Source organism: Streptomyces sp. NPDC060366 (genome assembly GCF_042725135.1).
Taxonomy (GTDB): Bacteria; Actinomycetota; Actinomycetes; order Streptomycetales; family Streptomycetaceae; genus Streptomyces.
Genome location: NZ_JBHXDC010000008.1, coordinates 138,114 through 155,041 on the forward strand (window position 1 = coordinate 138,114; position 16,928 = coordinate 155,041).

The following is a 16,928-nucleotide window of genomic DNA, read 5'->3' on the forward strand; positions in this document are numbered from 1 at the left end:
CGCGGCGCCCAGGGGTCAGCCCTTGACCGCGCCGCTGGTCATGCCGCCCACGAGACGGCGCTGCACCAGCAGGAAGAAGACGAGTACGGGGATGGAGAAGATGGTCGACGCCGCGATCATCGCGCCGTAGTCGACGCTCTCCGACGTCTTGAACGACACGAGCCAGACCGGCAGCGTGTAGTTGTCCTGCGATTTCATGATCACGTAGGCGAAGATGTAGTCGTCCCACGCGTTGACGAAGGCGAAGATCGACGTCGCCACGATGCCGGGCATCAACAGGGGCAGCAGCACCCGTACGTACATCTGGAACCGCCCGCACCCGTCGACGAGCGCGGCCTCCTCCAGCTCGACGGGGACACCGTCCACGAACCCGCGCAGCGTCCAGATCGTGAACGGCAGCACGAAGGTCATGTACGTGAGGACGAGGCCCGGCAGGAAGTCCAGCCCGCCGACGGACCGGAGCATCAGATACACCGGGATGACCATGGCCGCCGCCGGGACCATCTGCACCAGCACCAGGATGATCAGCACCGCCTTGCGGCCGGCGAACCGGAACCGCGCGATCGCTATCGCCGCGAACAGCGAGATGATCAGCGAGAGGACGACCGAGGACACCGTGACCGTCAGTGAGTTGCGGACGAACGTCCAGAAGCCGGGCTTGTCCAGCGCCCGCGTGAAGTTCTCCAGGCTGATCGGCCAGGGAACGAACTTCGGTACGGCGCTGAGGATGTCGGACCGCTCCTTGAGCGCGGTGGCCACCATCCAGTAGACGGGGAACACCATCAGAGCGGACACCGCCATCGCGATGACGTTGTTGACGGTGCGCTTGCGGCGCGCGGGTGTGCGCCGCGGGGGCGATGACGTGGTCGGGGTGCTCATACGACATCTCCCTGCCGGGACAGCCTGCGGACGTAGGCGACGGAGAACAGGGCGAGGATCACCACGGTCACCACCGCGACCGACGCGCCGCTCCCGTACTCGTTGCGGCTGAACGCGGTGATGTACGCGTACACGCCGAGCGTGGTGGTCGCCCCGTCGGGGCCGCCCTGGGTCAGCACCCAGATCGGGGTGAACGAGTTCACCGACCAGATCACTTCGAGAATGGTGAGGATCGCGAGGACGGGCCGCATGATCGGGATGGTGATGTGGCGGAACATCTGGAGCGTGCCCGCACCGTCGAGGCGGGCCGCCTCGTACAGCGACTCCGATATCTGGCCGCGCGCGGCGAACAGGGTCAGGGCCACGAACGGCAGCCCCTTCCAGACCGTCAGCAGGATGATCAGGCCGAGCGCCTGTGTGGGATGGGAGAACCAGTCGTAGACCGACATGTCACCGAAGACCCGGAGCTGGGTGAGCAGCCAGTTGGCGACGCCGTACTGCGGCTGGAACATCCACTGCCAGACCAGGGTCGCCGCCACCATGGGCATCGCCCACACCAGCACCAGGCACACGGTGAGGACGACGCGGGCCCACGGCGAGACACCCATCAGCAGGTGTGAGATGAGGAATCCCAGCACCATGAGCAGCGTCACGCACACCAGCGTGAACACCACGGTCCGCAGCAGGACGGCCAGGAAGTCGGCGTCCGTGAAGATGCGGGTGAAGTTGTCCAGGCCGATGAAGTCCGACTGCCCGGTGAACAGCGACCGGGGGCCGAACTCCTGCGTCGACAGGGTCAGCAGCCGAAGCAGGGGATAGCCCTGGATCAGCAGGAGCGCGGCCAGGGCCGGGGCGATCATCGCCCAGGGCAGCATCCGGGACCGCCGCGCCCGGCGGCGCGCGCCCGGTGGCCCGGTGCGGCGGTCCCGGTCCGGTGCGCGCACCGGACGGTGCTTCTCAGTGAGTGCCATCAGGCGTCCAGGGGTGTCAGTCGCTCAGCGAGTTGAAGGCGTCCGTCGCGTGCTTGTCGTACGCGGCCGACGACGAGGCGATGTCCGCACCGCTCGCGATCTTGGAGAAGAACTGTTCGTTGTAGCGCTCGGTCTCCAGAGTCGCTTCGCCGGGGCTGTTGGGCAGGGGCCGGCTCACCTTGCTTGCCTGCGAGGCGACGGTCAGCTGCTCGGGCACGCCGGGCGGGGTGAAGCCCGGCGAGATCGGCAGCAGGTTGAGCTCCGTCGCCATCCGCTGCTGGAACTTCTCGCCGGTGACGACCCGCAGCCAGTCCTCGGCCGCGTCCCGGTCGGGGCTGCCCGCGGCTATGCCGATGGTCGAGCCGGAGACGATCACGGGCATGGTGCTGTCGGCGGTGTAGCCGGGCATCGCGAAGAAGCCGATGTTGTCCTTCATCTTCGGGTTCTTCTCGATGACGGCGGCCGGCTCCCACGCCTTGACGTACGCCATGGCGGCCTTGCCGTCGGCGAACAGCTGGTCCTGGTCGGGACTGTCGGTGTTGACGCCGACGGACGAGGGGGTGGAGCAGGTGTTCTGGAAGGACTTCCACGCCTTGAGCCCGGCCTGGTTGGCGGGGGAGGACATCTCCGCCTGCCACTTGCCGTCCTTCTGCGAGGCGATCTCGCCGCCCTTGGCGAAGAGGAAGGGCATGCCGTTGAACCAGTACTGGCCCGGCAGGTAGAAGCCGGAGAAGTTGGCCGTGCCGGAGTTGGCGTCGGCGAGGGTGCCGCAGTGCTCCTGGAGCTCGGCGAGGGTCTTCGGGGGTGTCGTGATGCCCGCGTCCGCGAACATCTTCTTGTTGTACATGACCACCTTGGTGCCGCCGTAGAGCGGGACGGCGTAGAGCTTGCCGTCGTACTCGGACGGACCGGAGAGGCCCGTGAGCCAGTCCTCGGAGCCCTCGAAGGACTTCTTGCTCCCCGTGAGGTCGGCGAGACCGCCGGAGTAGGTCTGCAACGGGGTCTGGGTGTTGCCCATCTCCACGATGTCCGGCGGGTTGCCGCTGGCCAGCGCCGTGGTGATCTTGGTGGCCACACCGTCCCACTGCTGGATCTCGATGTCGACGTCGATGTCCGGATGGTCCTTCTTGAATTCGGCGGTCGCCTCCTTGATCAGCGGGTTGTCACCCGGCCCGCCGGTCATCATCCAGATCGTCAGCTTGTTGTCGGAGTCGGACTTCGCCACCCCGCCACCGCCGCACGCCGTCAGCGTGAGCGCGAGAACCGGAAGCGCCGTGAGTGCGTACCGGATCCGTGATCGGTTCATCGTTGTCACCCTTCTGCCATCTGCTCGTCGTGCCTGGTGTGGGGGGCCTTGTCGTCTTCATGGGTGGTGCCGGGTCCACCGGGGCCGGCGGTGGGAGCCGTGGGGCACTCCGCGAGGCGGCGGACGATCAGATCGCGGTCGACGGCCACGGAGGCCGCGTCCCCCGCGCTCACGCCCAGCGACTCGTAGAGACGGCCGAGCGAGGTCGCCATCGAGCCGAGCAGGCCCGCCGAGTCGCCGAGGTCGGAGCGGCGCACGACACTGCGGACCCCGACCGTGTCGGCGACCTGGTCGCTGATGGCGGTCAGCCGCGCGGTGTCGAACGACTCCGAGAAGCCGCCGGTCAGGACCACCGTGCCGGGCTCGTAGGCGAGCGCGACGACGGTGACCAGATGGGCCAGCGCGCCGTGCACCTCGGCCAGTACGGGCGCGTACGCCTCCGGGTCCGCGAACAGCGCACGCGCCGTCGGTACGTGCACCCCTTGGCGGCGTGCGTACGCCACCAGGTCGGCGCCGGACAGCAGATCGCGCAGCCGCTCCTCGCGGCCGGGCAGCGGAAGCCGGCCGAACTCGCCGAGCAGGCCCGTCCTGCCGAGCAGGACCTGTCCGTCGATGGAGACGGCGGAACCGAGGCCGGTGCCCATGGCGAGCAGCACGGCGGTCTCCCGGTCCGGCAGTGATCCGTACTGGAGTTCGCCCCGCAGCGCGAGGTTGGAGTCGTTGCCGACCGCGGTCTCCACGGCCAGCAGGTCGGAGACCTTCTCGATGAATCCGGTGCCCTTGATCTGGCCGAGATTGTGCGATGCCACGACGGAGCGCCCGTCGCCGGTGACGACACCGGGCAGGCCGATCGTGACGGTGTGCAGGGGCACGCCGTCGCCGTGCCGGGAGACCAGATCGGTGACCTTGCCGGCGACCCAGCCGGCGAGTTCGCCCGCCGTCGCGTCGCGCGGCGTGGTGTCCCGGCTCCTGATGACGGCGCGGCCGAGCGCGTCCGCCACCACGACCCGGCAGTTGGTACCGCCGAGGTCGACTCCGCAGACGAGAGCGGAGCGGTGGTTGAAACTCACGGTCGTGGACTGCCGGCCGGGGCCTTCCCGGAGCATCCGGAAACCCTCCAGCGCGAGGGACTCGGCCATCAGGTCGTCCACGATGCGGAACACCGTGGCCCGGCTCAGGCCGGTGTCCGCGATGAGCCGCTGACGGTCCATGTCCGCGCCGGAAAGCAGGGCCGCGATCACGGCGCTCCGGTTGGAGGTGCGGGGGAGCGAGGTAGTTGCCACAATTCCTCTCACTCTGAGATTAATTCGGTGGCGCAACTTTAAGCACAGGCGACCGACGAAAACCAGACATGCGGCGCATCACGTTCCGGTAAATGCGACCCGTGCGGCCGGCGCCGCCCGGCCCGGACGTACGCTGGCGCGATGGCGACCTTCGAACTCGGTGACCTCGTGGCGGACTTCACGGTGGGCCCGTATCCGCACCACGCCTGGACGCGCGAGCAGGGGCCGGTGCACGAGATCCGCGGGACCGACCGGCCATGAGGAACAAGTCGATCCCCGGCAGCGCCGGGCGTGTCCGTCCCCTGCGGAAGCTCGGTGACGCCACCCTGCACACGGCCTGCGAACCCGTCACGGACTTCGGGCCATCGCTGGCCCGGCTGGTCGAGGACCTGTTCGCGACGATGTACCGGGCGAACGGCGTCGGCCTGGCGGCCAATCAGATCGGCGTGCCGCTGAGGGTGTTCGTCTACGACTGCCCCGACGACGAGGACGTCCGCCATCTCGGACACATCGTCAATCCCCGTCTGACGCTCACGGACGGGGTGACCGTACGGGGCGCCGAGGGGTGCCTCTCGCTGCCGGGCCTCGAAGCGGGGACGGAGCGGTTCGACCACGCGGTGGTGGAGGGCGTGACGGTGGACGGCGCGCCCGTACGGATCGACGGAACCGGATTCTTCGCGCGCTGCCTCCAGCACGAGTGCGACCATCTGGAGGGGCTGGTCTATCCGGACCGGCTGACGGGCTGGCGCAAGGCCAAGGTGCTACGGGCGGCGCGGCGCGCGTCATGGAGCTGACCGCCGGGCGTGTCCACGCCGCCGCCCGGCGCGGTGCGCGCGCAGCGTCGTGTCAGAGCCCCGGACTGCCCGCCCGGTCGTCCACCAGTGCCAGCCTGCCCCAGAGCAGATCGGCCAGACTGCTCACCAACTGGGCGCGTGAGCAAGGGCGTTCGCCGAGCCACCAGTCACCGGCCGCGTGCATCATGCCGACGATCCCGTGGCCCCACACGCGGGCCAGTTGCGCGCTGTCGGGACCGAGGTCGACCCGCTCCTCGATGACGGTGGCCAACTCCTCGCCGAGGCGGCGCAGCAGCGGCGCCGAGTGGCGGCCCACGTCGAAGCCCTGTTCGGGGAGTTGGGTGTCGGCGGTGTCGGCGGCGCCGTCTGCGGGATGCATCAGGAACCGGTACACCTGTGGGCGCGCCTCGATCGCCGCGAGGTACGTGTCGAGTGTGGCCTCCACCCGCGCGCGGCGGTCGGCGGGCGCGTCGAGTGCCGCCTTCAACGCGCTGAGCAGCGCGTCCGTATGACGCTTCGCCAGGGCGCGGTAGAGCCCGCCCTTGTCGCCGAAGTGGCGGTAGAGGATCGGCTTGGTGATACCGGCCTCGGCCGCGATGGCGTTCATGGAGGCTTTGGGCCCGTCACGCAGGACGACCCTGTCGGCGGCCTCCAGGAGTTGGCGGCGGCGCTGATGGGCCGAGCGGTGCTGGTCGGCCTGCTGTGTGGTCCCCATGGGTGTCTCCCCGCCCGAGCGATTCCGTGACGCCCCGGCAACGTAACACCAAGCCCGCCGTCGACGCAGATCAGCCCGCCGCAGGTTGACATCCTCTACTTGCCGGTAACAGACTGTTGTTACCGTAAGTAACAGCAGTGCTGGAGGGGACGATGGCCGAGTTCACGTTCGAACTCAACGACGACCAGAAGCAGGTACGTGACTGGCTCCACGGTTTCGCGGCCGACGTCATCCGCCCGGCGGCGGCCGAGTGGGACGAGCGGGAGGAGACCCCGTGGCCCGTCATCCAGGAAGCCGCCAAGGTCGGCGTCTACTCCCTCGACTTCTACGCACAGCAGTACTTCGACCCCACGGGCCTCTCCATCCCCATGGTGATGGAGGAACTGTTCTGGGGTGACGCGGGCATCGGCCTGTCGATCGTCGGCACCGGACTCGCCGCGGTCGGCGTCCTCGCCAACGGCACCGACGACCAGATAGGCACCTGGATCCCGCAGATGTACGGCGACGCGGACGACGTGAAGGTCGCCGCGTTCTGCTCGTCCGAGCCCGACGCCGGATCGGACGTCGCCGCGATGCGCACCCGCGCCGTCTACGACGAGGCCAAGGACGAGTGGGTGCTGAACGGCACCAAGACCTGGGCCACCAACGGCGGTATCGCCAACGTGCACGTCGTGGTCGCCGTCGTGGACCCCGGGGCCGGCTCCAAGGGGCACGCCTCCTTCATCGTCCCGCCCGGCACACCCGGTCTCTCCCAGGGGCAGAAGTTCAAGAAGCACGGCATCCGCGCATCCCACACCGCCGAGGTCGTTCTTGAGGACGTCCGCGTACCCGGCCACTGCCTGCTGGGTGGCAAGGAGAAGCTGGACGAGCGGCTGGCCCGCGCCCGCGAGGCGAAGGCGAGCAAGGGGGCCGGCGGTGAGCGCGTGAAGAACGCGGCCATGGCCACCTTCGAGGCGTCACGCCCCGCCGTCGGCGCCATGGCCGTGGGCACGGCCCGCGCCGCGTACGAGGTGGCGCTCGACTACGCCAGGACCCGCAGCCAGTTCGGCCGCCCCATCATCGACAACCAGGGCATCGCCTTCCAGCTCGTCGACATGCGCACCCGCATCGACGCGGCCCGGCTGCTCGTCTGGCGCGCCTCCTGGATGGCGGCCACGGGCAAACCCTTCACCGCGGCGGAGGGCTCCATGTCGAAGCTCTACGCGAGCGAGACGGCCAAGGAGGTCACCGCGCAGGCGGTCCAGATCCTCGGCGGTAACGGCTTCACACGGGAGTACCCGGTGGAGCGGATGCACCGCGACAGCGCGATCTACACGATCTTCGAAGGCACGAGCGAGATCCAGCGCCTGGTCATCGCCCGCACGCTGTCGGGCATGCCGATCAGGTAGGGCAGGTGCCCGACCGCCGGACGGGCCGCGTTCGCGGGCCGTCCGGCGGTCGAGGACACCCGCGTCACTCGCAGGCCACGCCGTCCCCGTCGCGGTCCAGGTGCGAGCCGTAGCCCGGATCGCCCGAGCGGATCGGGGCCGCGCCCGCCGCGCGGACGGCCGTGCAGTTCGCGTAGTACGTCGAGCCGCCTCCCGAGCCCCCCGTGCCCGACCCGCCCGAGTCACCCGATCCGCCGCTGTCGCCGTTGCCGTCGGCGGCGGGCGCGACCGTGACGCGCACGGTCTTCGTCCTGGTGACGGTCGGCGCGGGCTCGGGCGTGGCCGTCACCGTCTCGGTCACGGCCGGTTCGGGAGTGGCCGTCGTCGTGGCGGTCACCGTCGCCGCCGGTGCGGGCTTCGCGTCGGCCGCGTTCGTCGTCCCCGCCGTGTCGTCCGCCGCGCCGATGCCGACGCCCAGGAAGAACAGCACCGCCAGCAGCGGCAGCAGCACCCGCTTCCGTGTCCACTTCGGGCGGCCCGGCGGCGGTGCCGGCGGCCCGACGTACGGGTTCGGACCGGGCGCGCCAGGTGGCGAAAAGCTCATGTGTCCCCCAAGGGCTGCTTCGTGAGGGGATGACCGTAGCGGCGTGACTTGCCCCGTTGTACGCCCGTTGCTCCGGCTGTGTCGAAACCGTGATGAAAGCATGGACGCATGGTGGATGCACCCGTGCGGGCTCCGGACACACCAATGCCCGGCCCCCTGTCAGGGGCCGGGCACCGGTCTGAATAGTGGGCGTTACGCGGGGAGTTGTGCCTCGATCGCCGCGACGACCTCGGGGGCCTCCGGCTCCGTCCGGGGCCGGATACGGTCCACGACCTCGCCGTCGGGGGAGATCAGGAATTTCTCGAAGTTCCACTGCACATCGCCCGCCTCGCCCGCGGCGTCCGCCCGCGCGGTCAGCGCCGTGTACAGCGGGTGCCGGTTCTCGCCGTTGACCTCGGACTTCTCCAGCAGCGGGAAGCTCACGCCGTACGTCGTCGAGCAGAACGTCTCGATCTCCTCGGCGCTGCCCGGCTCCTGACCCGCGAACTGGTTGCAGGGCACGCCGACGACCGTGAGACCGCGGTCGCCGTACGTCTGCTGGAGCCGCTCCAGGCCCTCGTACTGCGGGGTGAGGCCGCACTTCGACGCGACGTTCACCACCAGCACCGCCCGGCCCTTGTACGCGGCCAGGGACGTGGGCTCACCGGTGAGGGTGCGCAGCGGGATGTCGTACAGAGTCATCAAGGTCTCCTCGGAGCAGTCGGTCCCGTTATCCCGTCCATTGTCGCGCTTCACCCGCCGAGCTTGCGGAACAGCCCCTCCTGAACCACCGAGACCAGCAGCCGGCCCGAGCGGTCGTAGATACGGCCCCGGGCCAGCCCCCGCCCGCCCGTCGCGATCGGCGACTCCTGGTCGTACAGGAACCACTCGTCCGCGCGGAACGGCCGGTGGAACCACATCGCGTGGTCCAGCGACGCCATGTCGTACCCGCGCGGACCCCACAGCGGCTCGACGGGAATACGGACCGCGTCCAGCAGCGTCATGTCACTCGCGTACGTCAGCGCGCAGGTGTGCACCAGCGGGTCGTCGCCCAGCGGGCCCACCGCGCGCATCCACACCGCGCTGCGCGGATCGGCGCCCTCGATCTCCTTCGCCGTCCAGCGCAGCCGGTCCGCGTAGCGGATGTCGAACGGCTGACGACGCGCCATCCGCTCGAACGCCTCCGGCAGCCCGCCCAGATGCTCACGGACCTCGTCGGCCACCGTCGGCAGCGACTCGGGGTCCGGGAAGTCCTGACGCGGCGGCAGCTGATGCTCGATGCCGCCCTCCTCCGCGTGGTGGAAGGACGCCGTCAGATTGAAGATCGTCCGGCCCTCCTGCACCGCCGTGACCCGGCGGGTGGTGAACGACCGGCCGTCCCGCACCCGCTCGACCTGGTAGACGATCGGTACGCCGGGCGTACCCGGGCGCAGGAAGTACGCGTGCAGCGAGTTGACCGGGCGGTCGCCCTCCGTGGTGCGCCCGGCCGCCACCAGCGCCTGGCCGGCGACCTGGCCGCCGAAGACCCGTTGCAGCGACTCGTGCGGGCTGCGGCCGCGGAAGATGTTGACCTCGATCCGCTCGAGATCGAGCAGATCGACCAGCCGCTCGGCGGGATTCGTCATCGTTCTCGTTCTCCACAGTTCTCGGGAGTTCTCAGGTGCCGGTGGTCCGACGCCGGTGGTCGGGCGCCGATGGTCCGACGCCGGTTCTCAGACGCCGGACAGCTGGCCCACGGAGGTGACACGGACCACGGCCCGACCCTCCTCGTCGGACGCGGCGAGGTCGACCTCCGCGCTGATGCCCCAGTCGTGGTCGCCGTTCGGATCCGCGAACGACTGCCGGACCCGCCACAGGCCGTGGTCCGGGTCCTCCTCGATGCCGAGCAGCTTCGGGCCGCGCGCGTCCGGCCCGGTGCCCAGCTCCTCGTACTCGTCCCAGTACCCGTCCATCGCCTCGCCCCAGGCATCCGCGTCCCAGCCCGAATCGGCGTCCAGCTCGCCCAGGTCGTTCACCTTGTCGAGCGCCGCCAGCTCCACCCGGCGGAACATCGCGTTGCGCACCAGCACCCGGAAGGCGCGGGCGTTGGCGGTGACCGGCTTGACCTGGTCGGCCTTCTCCTGCGCCTGTTCGGCGGTCTCCACCTCGGGGTTGGCCAGTTGCTCCCACTCGTCGAGGAGACTGGAGTCGACCTGTCGCACCATCTCGCCGAGCCAGGCGATCAGGTCCTCCAGGTCCTCCGACTTGAGGTCGTCGGGGATGGTGTGCTCGAACGCCTTGTACGCGCCCGCGAGATAGCGCAGCACGATCCCCTCGGTGCGGGCCAGCTCGTAGTGGGACGTGAACTCCGTGAACGTCATGGCCCGTTCGAACATGTCCCGGATGACGGACTTCGGCGACACCGGGTGGTCACCGACCCACGGATGGCTGGTGCGGTAGACCTCGTACCCGTGCCACAGCAACTCTTCGAGCGGCTTCGGATACGTGAACTCCTGGAGCCGCTCCATCCGTTCCTCGTACTCGACACCGTCGGCCTTCATCTGGCCGATCGCCTCGCCCCGCGCCTTGTTCTGCTGCGCGGCGAGGATCTGCCGGGGATCGTCCAGCGTCGACTCGACGACGGAGACCATGTCCAGCGCGTACGAGGGCGAGCCCGGCTCCAGCAGTTCGAACGCGGCCAGCGCGAACGTCGACAGCGGCTGGTTGAGCGCGAAGTTCTGCTGGAGGTCGACGGTGAGGCGGATGATGCGGCCCTCGGCGTCCGGCGTCTCGAGACGCTCCACCACACCGCCGTCCAGCAGCGACCGGTAGATCGCGATCGCCCGCCGGATGTGCCGCAACTGCTGCTTGCGCGGCTCGTGGTTGTCCTCCAGGAGATGGCGCATCGCGTCGAAGGCGTTGCCGGGCCGCGCGATGACCGACAGCAGCATCGTGTGGGTGACGCGGAAGCGGGAGTTCAGCGGCTCCGGGTCGGAGGTGATGAGCTTGTCGAACGTGCTCTCCGACCAGGCGACGAAGCCCTCCGGGGCCTTCTTGCGGACCACCTTGCGGCGCTTCTTCGGGTCGTCGCCCGCCTTGGCGAGCGCCTTCTCGTTCTCCACGACATGCTCGGGCGCCTGCGCGACGACGAAGCCCGCCGTGTCGAAACCGGCGCGGCCCGCCCGGCCCGCGATCTGGTGGAACTCCCGGGCGCGCAGCGTGCGCACACGCGTGCCGTCGTACTTGGTCAGCGCCGTGAACAGCACCGTACGGATGGGGACGTTGACGCCGACACCGAGCGTGTCCGTACCGCAGATCACCTTCAACAGACCGGCCTGCGCGAGCTTTTCGACGAGCCGGCGGTACTTGGGCAGCATGCCCGCGTGGTGCACCCCGATGCCGTGCCGTACGTAACGGGAGAGATTGCGGCCGAACTTGGTGGTGAAGCGGAAGTTGCCGATCAGATCGGCGATCCGGTCCTTCTCCTCGCGCGTGCACATGTTGATGCTCATCAGCGACTGCGCGCGCTCGACGGCCGCCGCCTGGGTGAAGTGCACGATGTAGACCGGCGCCTGACGGGTCTCCAGCAGTTCGGTCAGCGTCTCGGTGATCGGGGTGAGGCGGTACTCGTAACTCAGCGGCACCGGTCGCGTCGCCGAGCGGACGACGGAGGTGGGGCGGCCGGTTCGGCGGGTCAGGTCCTCCTCGAACCGTGACACGTCGCCGAGCGTCGCCGACATCAGGATGAACTGCGCCTGCGGCAGCTCCAGGATGGGGATCTGCCAGGCCCAGCCGCGGTCCGGCTCCGCGTAGAAGTGGAACTCGTCCATCACGACCTGGCCGATGTCGGCGTGCTTGCCGTCGCGCAGCGCGATCGAGGCCAGCACCTCCGCCGTGCAGCAGATGACCGGCGCGTCGGCGTTCACGGACGCGTCGCCCGTCAGCATGCCGACGTTCTCCGTACCGAAGAGTTTGCACAGGTCGAAGAACTTCTCCGACACCAGCGCCTTGATCGGCGCGGTGTAGAACGTGACCTTGTCCTGGGCCAGCGCCGTGAAGTGCGCACCCGCCGCGATCAGGCTCTTCCCGGAGCCGGTGGGGGTCGAGACGATCACATTGGCCCCCGAGACCACCTCGATCAGCGCCTCCTCCTGAGCCGGATAGAGCGTGATCCCCTCGCCCTCGGCCCATGAGGAGAAGGCCTCGAAGAGGGCATCGGGGTCGGCATCCGGCGGCAGCTGATCAATAAGGGTCACACCCCCATCTTGCCTGCCTCGTGCCCCGAAGAGGGAACCGGACGACCGAGTGAAGATCACTACCGGTACGCTGCCCTGTCAACTGGGCCTTGCCGCAACGGCGGTGGGCCCTTCGGTACGCACCACCACAGCGACGACGGGGCGGGGATCGACCATGCGGGGACGACCATGATGGGACCGGCGCACTCGCTGTCGGGCGCGGCTGCCTGGCTGGGGGTGGGAGCCGCGGCGGCCGCGGCCGACCGTCCGATGCCCTGGCCGGTGCTGGTGGTCGGCGCGCTGATCTGCGCGGGGGCGGCGCTCGCCCCCGACCTGGACCACAAGTCGGCGACCATCTCGCGCGCCTTCGGACCGGTGTCCAAGACGCTCTGCGGAATTGTCGACAAGCTGTCGTTCGCGGTCTACAAAGCGACGAAGAAACCTGCGGACGCCCGCAGGACCGGCGGCCACCGCACACTCACCCACACCTGGCTCTGGGCCGTCATGATCGGCGGCGGCGCCTCAGCGCTCGCGATACTCGGAGGCCGCTGGGCGGTGCTCGCGCTGCTCTTCATCCATATGGTGCTCGCCGTCGAAGGACTGCTGTGGCGGGCGGCACGGGTGTCCAGCGACGTGCTCGTGTGGCTGCTCGGCGCGACGAGCGCGTGGATCCTGGCCGGCGTACTGGACAAGCCGGGCAACGGCGCGGACTGGCTCTTCACCGCGCCCGGCCAGGAGTACCTGTGGCTGGGGCTGCCGATCGTCCTCGGCGCGCTGGTGCACGACATCGGCGACGCGCTGACGGTGTCGGGCTGCCCGATCCTGTGGCCGATCCCGGTGGGGCGCAAGCGCTGGTACCCCATCGGACCGCCGAAGGCGATCAGGTTCAGGGCCGGGAGCTGGGTGGAGCTGAAGGTGCTGATGCCGGTGTTCATGCTGCTGGGCGGGGTGGGCGGCGCGGCGGCGCTGAACGTGATCTGACCGCCCGGCCGTGAGCTGGTTCCCGGGCGCCGGGGTGGGCGGCACACACCGCCCACCCCGGCGTCCGGACCGCGTACGGGCGAGCCCCCCGCGCCCGCCCGGCCGCGCTCTCGTGGAGCGGCCCCGCGCTCCCGTGGAGCCGGGACGCTCAGCCGTGCCAGGAGCGCCACAGCGCCGCGTACGCGCCGTCCGCCGCCACCAGCTCGTCATGGCTGCCCAGCTCGCTGATCCGGCCCTCCTCGACCACGGCGATCACGTCCGCGTCGTGCGCGGTGTGCAGCCGGTGCGCGATGGCCACGACCGTACGGCCGTCCAGCACCTTCGCCAGCGACCGCTCCAGATGGCGGGCCGCGCGCGGGTCGAGCAGCGACGTCGCCTCGTCCAGGACCAGCGTGTGCGGGTCGGCCAGCACCAGCCTCGCCAGGGCGATCTGCTGCGCCTGCGCCGGTGTCAGCGTCGTGGCGCCGGACCCGACCTCGGTGTCCAGCCCGTCGTCGAGCGCGCGGGCCCAGCCGTCCGCGTCCACCGCGCCGAGCGCCGCCCACAGCTCCGCGTCCACCGCGTCCGCGCGGGCGAGCCGCAGGTTGTCGCGCATCGAGCCCACGAAGACATGGTGCTCCTGGTTGACCAGGGCGACATGGCTGCGCACCCGCTCCGCGGCCATCCGCGACAGCTCGGCCTCGCCGAGTGCGATCCGGCCCGTACGCGGCGCGTAGATCCCGGCGAGCAGCCGCCCCAGCGTGGACTTGCCCGCGCCGGACGGTCCTACCAGCGCCACCCGGGTGCCCGGGGCCACGTTCAGCGTCACCTCGTGAAGTACGTCGACGCCTTCGCGGTAGCCGAAGTTGACCCGGTCGGCGCTGACGTCCCGCCCGTGCGGCACGACGTTCTCGTCACCGTCGTCCGGCTCGATCTCGCGTACGCCGACGAGGCGGGCGAGGGACACCTGCGCCACCTGGAGTTCGTCGTACCAGCGCAGGATGAGACCGACCGGATCGACCAGCATCTGCGCGAGCAGCGCGCCGGTCGTCAGCTGGCCGACCGTGATCCAGCCCTGGAGCACGAAGACACCGCCGCCCACCAGCGTCGCCAGGAAGATCGTGACGTGGGTGATGTTGATGACGGGGAAGAGCACCGACCGCAGCCACAGGTTGTACCCCTCCCACGCGGTCCACTCCTTGATCCGCCGGTCCGACAGCGCCACCCGGCGGCGGCCGAGACGGTGCGCCTCGACGGTCCGCCCGGCGTCGATCGTCTCGGCGAGCACCGCGGCGACCGCCGCGTACCCGGCCGCCTCCGACCGGTACGCCGACGGCGCCCGCCTGAAGTACCAGCGGCAGCCCGCGACCAGCAGCGGCAGCGCCACCACCACCGCCAGCGCCAGCGGCGGCGCCGTGACGCCCAGCGCGCCGATCAGCAGGCCCGCCCACACGACGCCGATCGCCAACTGCGGCACGGCTTCGCGCATCGCGTTGGTCAGCCGGTCGATGTCGGTGGTGATCCGGGACAGCAGATCGCCCGTGCCGGCCCGCTCCAGGACACCGGGCGGCAGCCGTACCGACCGCACGAGGAAGTCCTCGCGCAGGTCGGCCAGCATCTCCTCACCGAGCATCGCGGCGCGCAGCCGCATCATCCGGGTGAACAGCGTCTGGAGGATCAGCGCGCCGGCGAAGACGGCGGCCGTGCGCTCCAGATGGAGCTCCTGGGCCCCCTTGGCGCCCTCGGACAGGTCTTCCACGACGCCGCCGAGCAGATACGGCCCCGTCATGGAGGCGATCACCGCCACCGTGTTGACGGCGATGAGCAGGACGAACGCCTTGCGGTGCCGCCGCAGCAGCTCCAGGACGTACGTCCGTACGGTCGCCGGGCGCCCGACCGGCAGGGTCGTGGCCGACTCCGGTGCCGCCGGGTCGTACTCCGGTGGTGCCACGCCGATCATGCGGATTCCTCGATCTCTTCCAGCTGTTCGCGTGTTTTGAGCGGTGTCGGTACGTGCGTGCCGTCGCCCGTCCCGTCGTCGGTGTGGTCGGCCTCGGTGCCGGACTCCGTCTCGTCGTCCGTGCGGCGGGTGACGACGCTCAGATAGCGCGGGTCGTCCCGCAGCAGCTCCCGGTGCGCCCCGACAGCCGCGACCTTCCCTTTGTGGACGAACACGACGGTGTCCGCGCGGTCGAGCAGCAGCGGCGACGACGCGAACACGACCGTCGTACGGCCGCTCCGCAGCCGCCGTACGCCTTCCGCGATCCGCGCCTCCGTGTGCGAGTCCACGGCCGACGTGGGCTCGTCCAGGACCAGCACCTCCGGGTCGGCGACCAGCGAGCGGGCCAGCGCGAGCCGCTGACGCTGGCCGCCGGAGAGCGATCGGCCGCGCTCGGTGATGCGCGAGCGCAGCGGGTCGCCGCTGCCGTCCACCGACGCCTGCACGAGTGCGGCGAGCACGTCGTCGCACTGCGCGGCGTCCAGCGCGTCCCGGGGTCGTACGCTCCCGGACGCGGGCACGTCCAGCAGCTCGGTCAGCGTTCCCGAGAGCAGCACCGGATCCTTGTCCTGCACCAGGACCGAGGCGCGCGCCGCGTCCCGCGGGAGGTCGTCGAGCGCCACCGGGCCGAGCAGTACGGAGGGGCTCTTCTCCTCCTCGGTCGCGTGCCCGCCCAGCCGTTCGGCGAGCCGCCCCGCCGCGTCGGGGTCACCGCACACGACGGCGGTCAGCTGCCCCTCATGGGCGAGCAGACCGGTGGCCGGGTCGTACAGGTCGCCGGTGGGCCGGGCGTCGTCCAGACCGCCGCGCTCGTCGTCGTAGGAGGTGCGCTCCAGACGCAGCACGCGGGCCGCGCGCGTCGCCGAGGGACGCGAGAAGGAGTAGGCCATGGCGATTTCCTCGAAGTGCCTGAGCGGGAAGAGCAGCAGGGTCACCGCGCTGTACACGGTGACCAGTTCGCCGACCGAGATCCGGCCGTCGCCCGCGAGGATCGCGCCGTACCAGACCACCGTGATCAGCAGGACGCCCGGAAGGAAGACCTGAATGGCCGAGATCAGTGCCCACATACGGGCGCTGCGGACGGCCGCCCGGCGGACCTCCTGCGACGCCTCCTGGTAGCGCGTGAGGAACAGCTCCTCGCCGCCGATGCCGCGCAGGACCCGCAGTCCCGCCACCGTGTCGGCGGCCAGCTCGGTGGCCCGGCCCGCCTTCTCGCGCTGGACGTCGGCGCGCCGGGTGGCGCGGGGGAGCAGCGGCAGTACGGCGAGGGCCAGCACCGGCACCCCGATGGCCACCACGGCGCCGATCGACGGCACGTACAGGACGAGGCCGACGCACACCACGACGACCGCGACGACGGCCGCGAAGAAGCGTGACAGCGCCTCCACGAACCAGCCGATCTTCTCGACGTCGCCCGTCGAGACGGCGACGACCTCACCCGCCGCGACCCGGCGGGTCAGCGCCGAGCCGAGCTCGGCGGTCTTGCGGGACAGCAGTTGCTGGACGCGGGAGGCCGCGGTGATCCAGTTGGTGACCGCCGTACGGTGCAGCATCGTGTCGCCGACGGTGATCGCGGCGCCGAAGAGCGCGATGACGGCGCCGGCCAGCGCGAGCCGCCCGCCCGAACGGTCCACGACGGCCTGTACCGCGAGTCCCGCGCCCAGTGGGAGCCCGGCGACGCCGAGCTGGTGCAGCAGCCCCCAGGAGAGCGATTTGAGCTGGCCACGCAGTTGGTTGCGCCCTAGCCAGTACAGGAAGCGTGGGCCTGACCGGGCATCCGGTTTCCCCGGATCGGGATACGGAAGATCGCGAATCTGCATGACGTCCCAGTGAGTCGTGGAGTGGCCCAAACCGTGC

General features: G+C 70.3%; 14 protein-coding genes. 3 read left to right on the plus strand and 11 right to left on the minus strand.

What is annotated here, in order from left to right; genetic code table 11:
• Positions 1-15 precede the first annotated feature (15 nt).
• From ACFWHU_RS21035 to ACFWHU_RS21050, 4 genes are read right to left on the minus strand one after another with little or no spacing between them, the layout of a single operon-like run.
• Positions 16-879: a carbohydrate ABC transporter permease gene (locus ACFWHU_RS21035; protein ID WP_387226268.1), complete on the minus strand. Its 864-nt coding sequence runs from the start codon at positions 877-879 to the stop codon at positions 16-18.
• Entirely contained in the window at positions 876-1,850 is a 975-nt protein-coding gene (locus tag ACFWHU_RS21040; protein ID WP_387226270.1) for a carbohydrate ABC transporter permease, read from the minus strand. The genes ACFWHU_RS21035 and ACFWHU_RS21040 overlap by 4 nt, the downstream gene beginning before the upstream one ends.
• A gap of 16 nt (positions 1,851-1,866) precedes the next feature.
• Positions 1,867-3,156 carry an extracellular solute-binding protein gene (locus ACFWHU_RS21045; RefSeq protein WP_387226272.1) on the minus strand — a complete coding sequence of 430 codons (1,290 nt, stop codon included), beginning with the start codon at positions 3,154-3,156 and terminating at the stop codon, positions 1,867-1,869.
• A 5-nt stretch (positions 3,157-3,161) separates the two neighbouring features.
• On the minus strand, positions 3,162-4,439 hold the full coding sequence (locus ACFWHU_RS21050; RefSeq protein WP_387226275.1) for an ROK family protein: 1,278 nt from the start codon (positions 4,437-4,439) through the stop codon (positions 3,162-3,164).
• A gap of 257 nt (positions 4,440-4,696) precedes the next feature.
• On the opposite strand from ACFWHU_RS21050, the gene def reads away from it, so the two are divergent.
• Complete coding sequence (def, locus tag ACFWHU_RS21055) at positions 4,697-5,233, plus strand: peptide deformylase (protein ID WP_387226278.1); 537 nt, start codon at positions 4,697-4,699, stop codon at positions 5,231-5,233.
• A 52-nt stretch (positions 5,234-5,285) separates the two neighbouring features.
• On the opposite strand, the gene ACFWHU_RS21060 is transcribed toward def, so the two are convergent.
• Positions 5,286-5,948 carry a TetR family transcriptional regulator gene (locus ACFWHU_RS21060; protein ID WP_385792496.1) on the minus strand — a complete coding sequence of 221 codons (663 nt, stop codon included), beginning with the start codon at positions 5,946-5,948 and terminating at the stop codon, positions 5,286-5,288.
• 152 nt (positions 5,949-6,100) lie between these two features.
• On the opposite strand from ACFWHU_RS21060, the gene ACFWHU_RS21065 reads away from it, so the two are divergent.
• On the plus strand, positions 6,101-7,336 hold the full coding sequence (locus ACFWHU_RS21065) for an acyl-CoA dehydrogenase family protein (protein ID WP_387226281.1): 1,236 nt from the start codon (positions 6,101-6,103) through the stop codon (positions 7,334-7,336).
• A gap of 64 nt (positions 7,337-7,400) precedes the next feature.
• Here the strand turns inward: ACFWHU_RS21065 and ACFWHU_RS21070 are convergent, their stop codons facing one another.
• The 4 genes from ACFWHU_RS21070 to ACFWHU_RS21085 form a co-directional block, all read right to left on the minus strand.
• Positions 7,401-7,919 (minus strand): excalibur calcium-binding domain-containing protein, encoded by a 519-nt coding sequence (locus ACFWHU_RS21070; RefSeq protein WP_385792494.1) that lies wholly within the window; start codon positions 7,917-7,919, stop codon positions 7,401-7,403.
• Between the two features lie 192 nt (positions 7,920-8,111).
• Complete coding sequence (locus tag ACFWHU_RS21075; protein WP_385792493.1) at positions 8,112-8,600, minus strand: glutathione peroxidase; 489 nt, start codon at positions 8,598-8,600, stop codon at positions 8,112-8,114.
• A 50-nt stretch (positions 8,601-8,650) separates the two neighbouring features.
• Complete coding sequence (locus ACFWHU_RS21080) at positions 8,651-9,523, minus strand: acyl-CoA thioesterase (protein ID WP_385792492.1); 873 nt, start codon at positions 9,521-9,523, stop codon at positions 8,651-8,653.
• Positions 9,524-9,610: 87 nt separating this feature from the next.
• The gene (locus ACFWHU_RS21085; protein WP_385792491.1) at positions 9,611-12,133 is read right to left on the minus strand and encodes a DEAD/DEAH box helicase; all 2,523 of its coding nucleotides are present in this window, start codon (positions 12,131-12,133) and stop codon (positions 9,611-9,613) included.
• A gap of 168 nt (positions 12,134-12,301) precedes the next feature.
• Here ACFWHU_RS21085 and ACFWHU_RS21090 point away from each other — a divergent pair, with 168 nt between their 5' ends.
• A complete protein-coding gene (locus ACFWHU_RS21090) occupies positions 12,302-13,093 on the plus strand; it encodes a metal-dependent hydrolase (RefSeq protein WP_385792490.1) in 792 nt (263 codons plus the stop codon).
• Positions 13,094-13,241: 148 nt separating this feature from the next.
• On the opposite strand, the gene ACFWHU_RS21095 is transcribed toward ACFWHU_RS21090, so the two are convergent.
• Together ACFWHU_RS21095 and ACFWHU_RS21100 are read right to left on the minus strand one after the other, a co-directional pair.
• Entirely contained in the window at positions 13,242-15,032 is a 1,791-nt protein-coding gene (locus tag ACFWHU_RS21095; protein WP_387226285.1) for an ABC transporter ATP-binding protein, read from the minus strand.
• Positions 15,029-16,891, minus strand: a complete 1,863-nt coding sequence (locus ACFWHU_RS21100) for an ABC transporter transmembrane domain-containing protein (protein WP_385792488.1) — start codon at positions 16,889-16,891, stop codon at positions 15,029-15,031. The genes ACFWHU_RS21095 and ACFWHU_RS21100 overlap by 4 nt, the downstream gene beginning before the upstream one ends.
• Positions 16,892-16,928 lie beyond the last annotated feature (37 nt).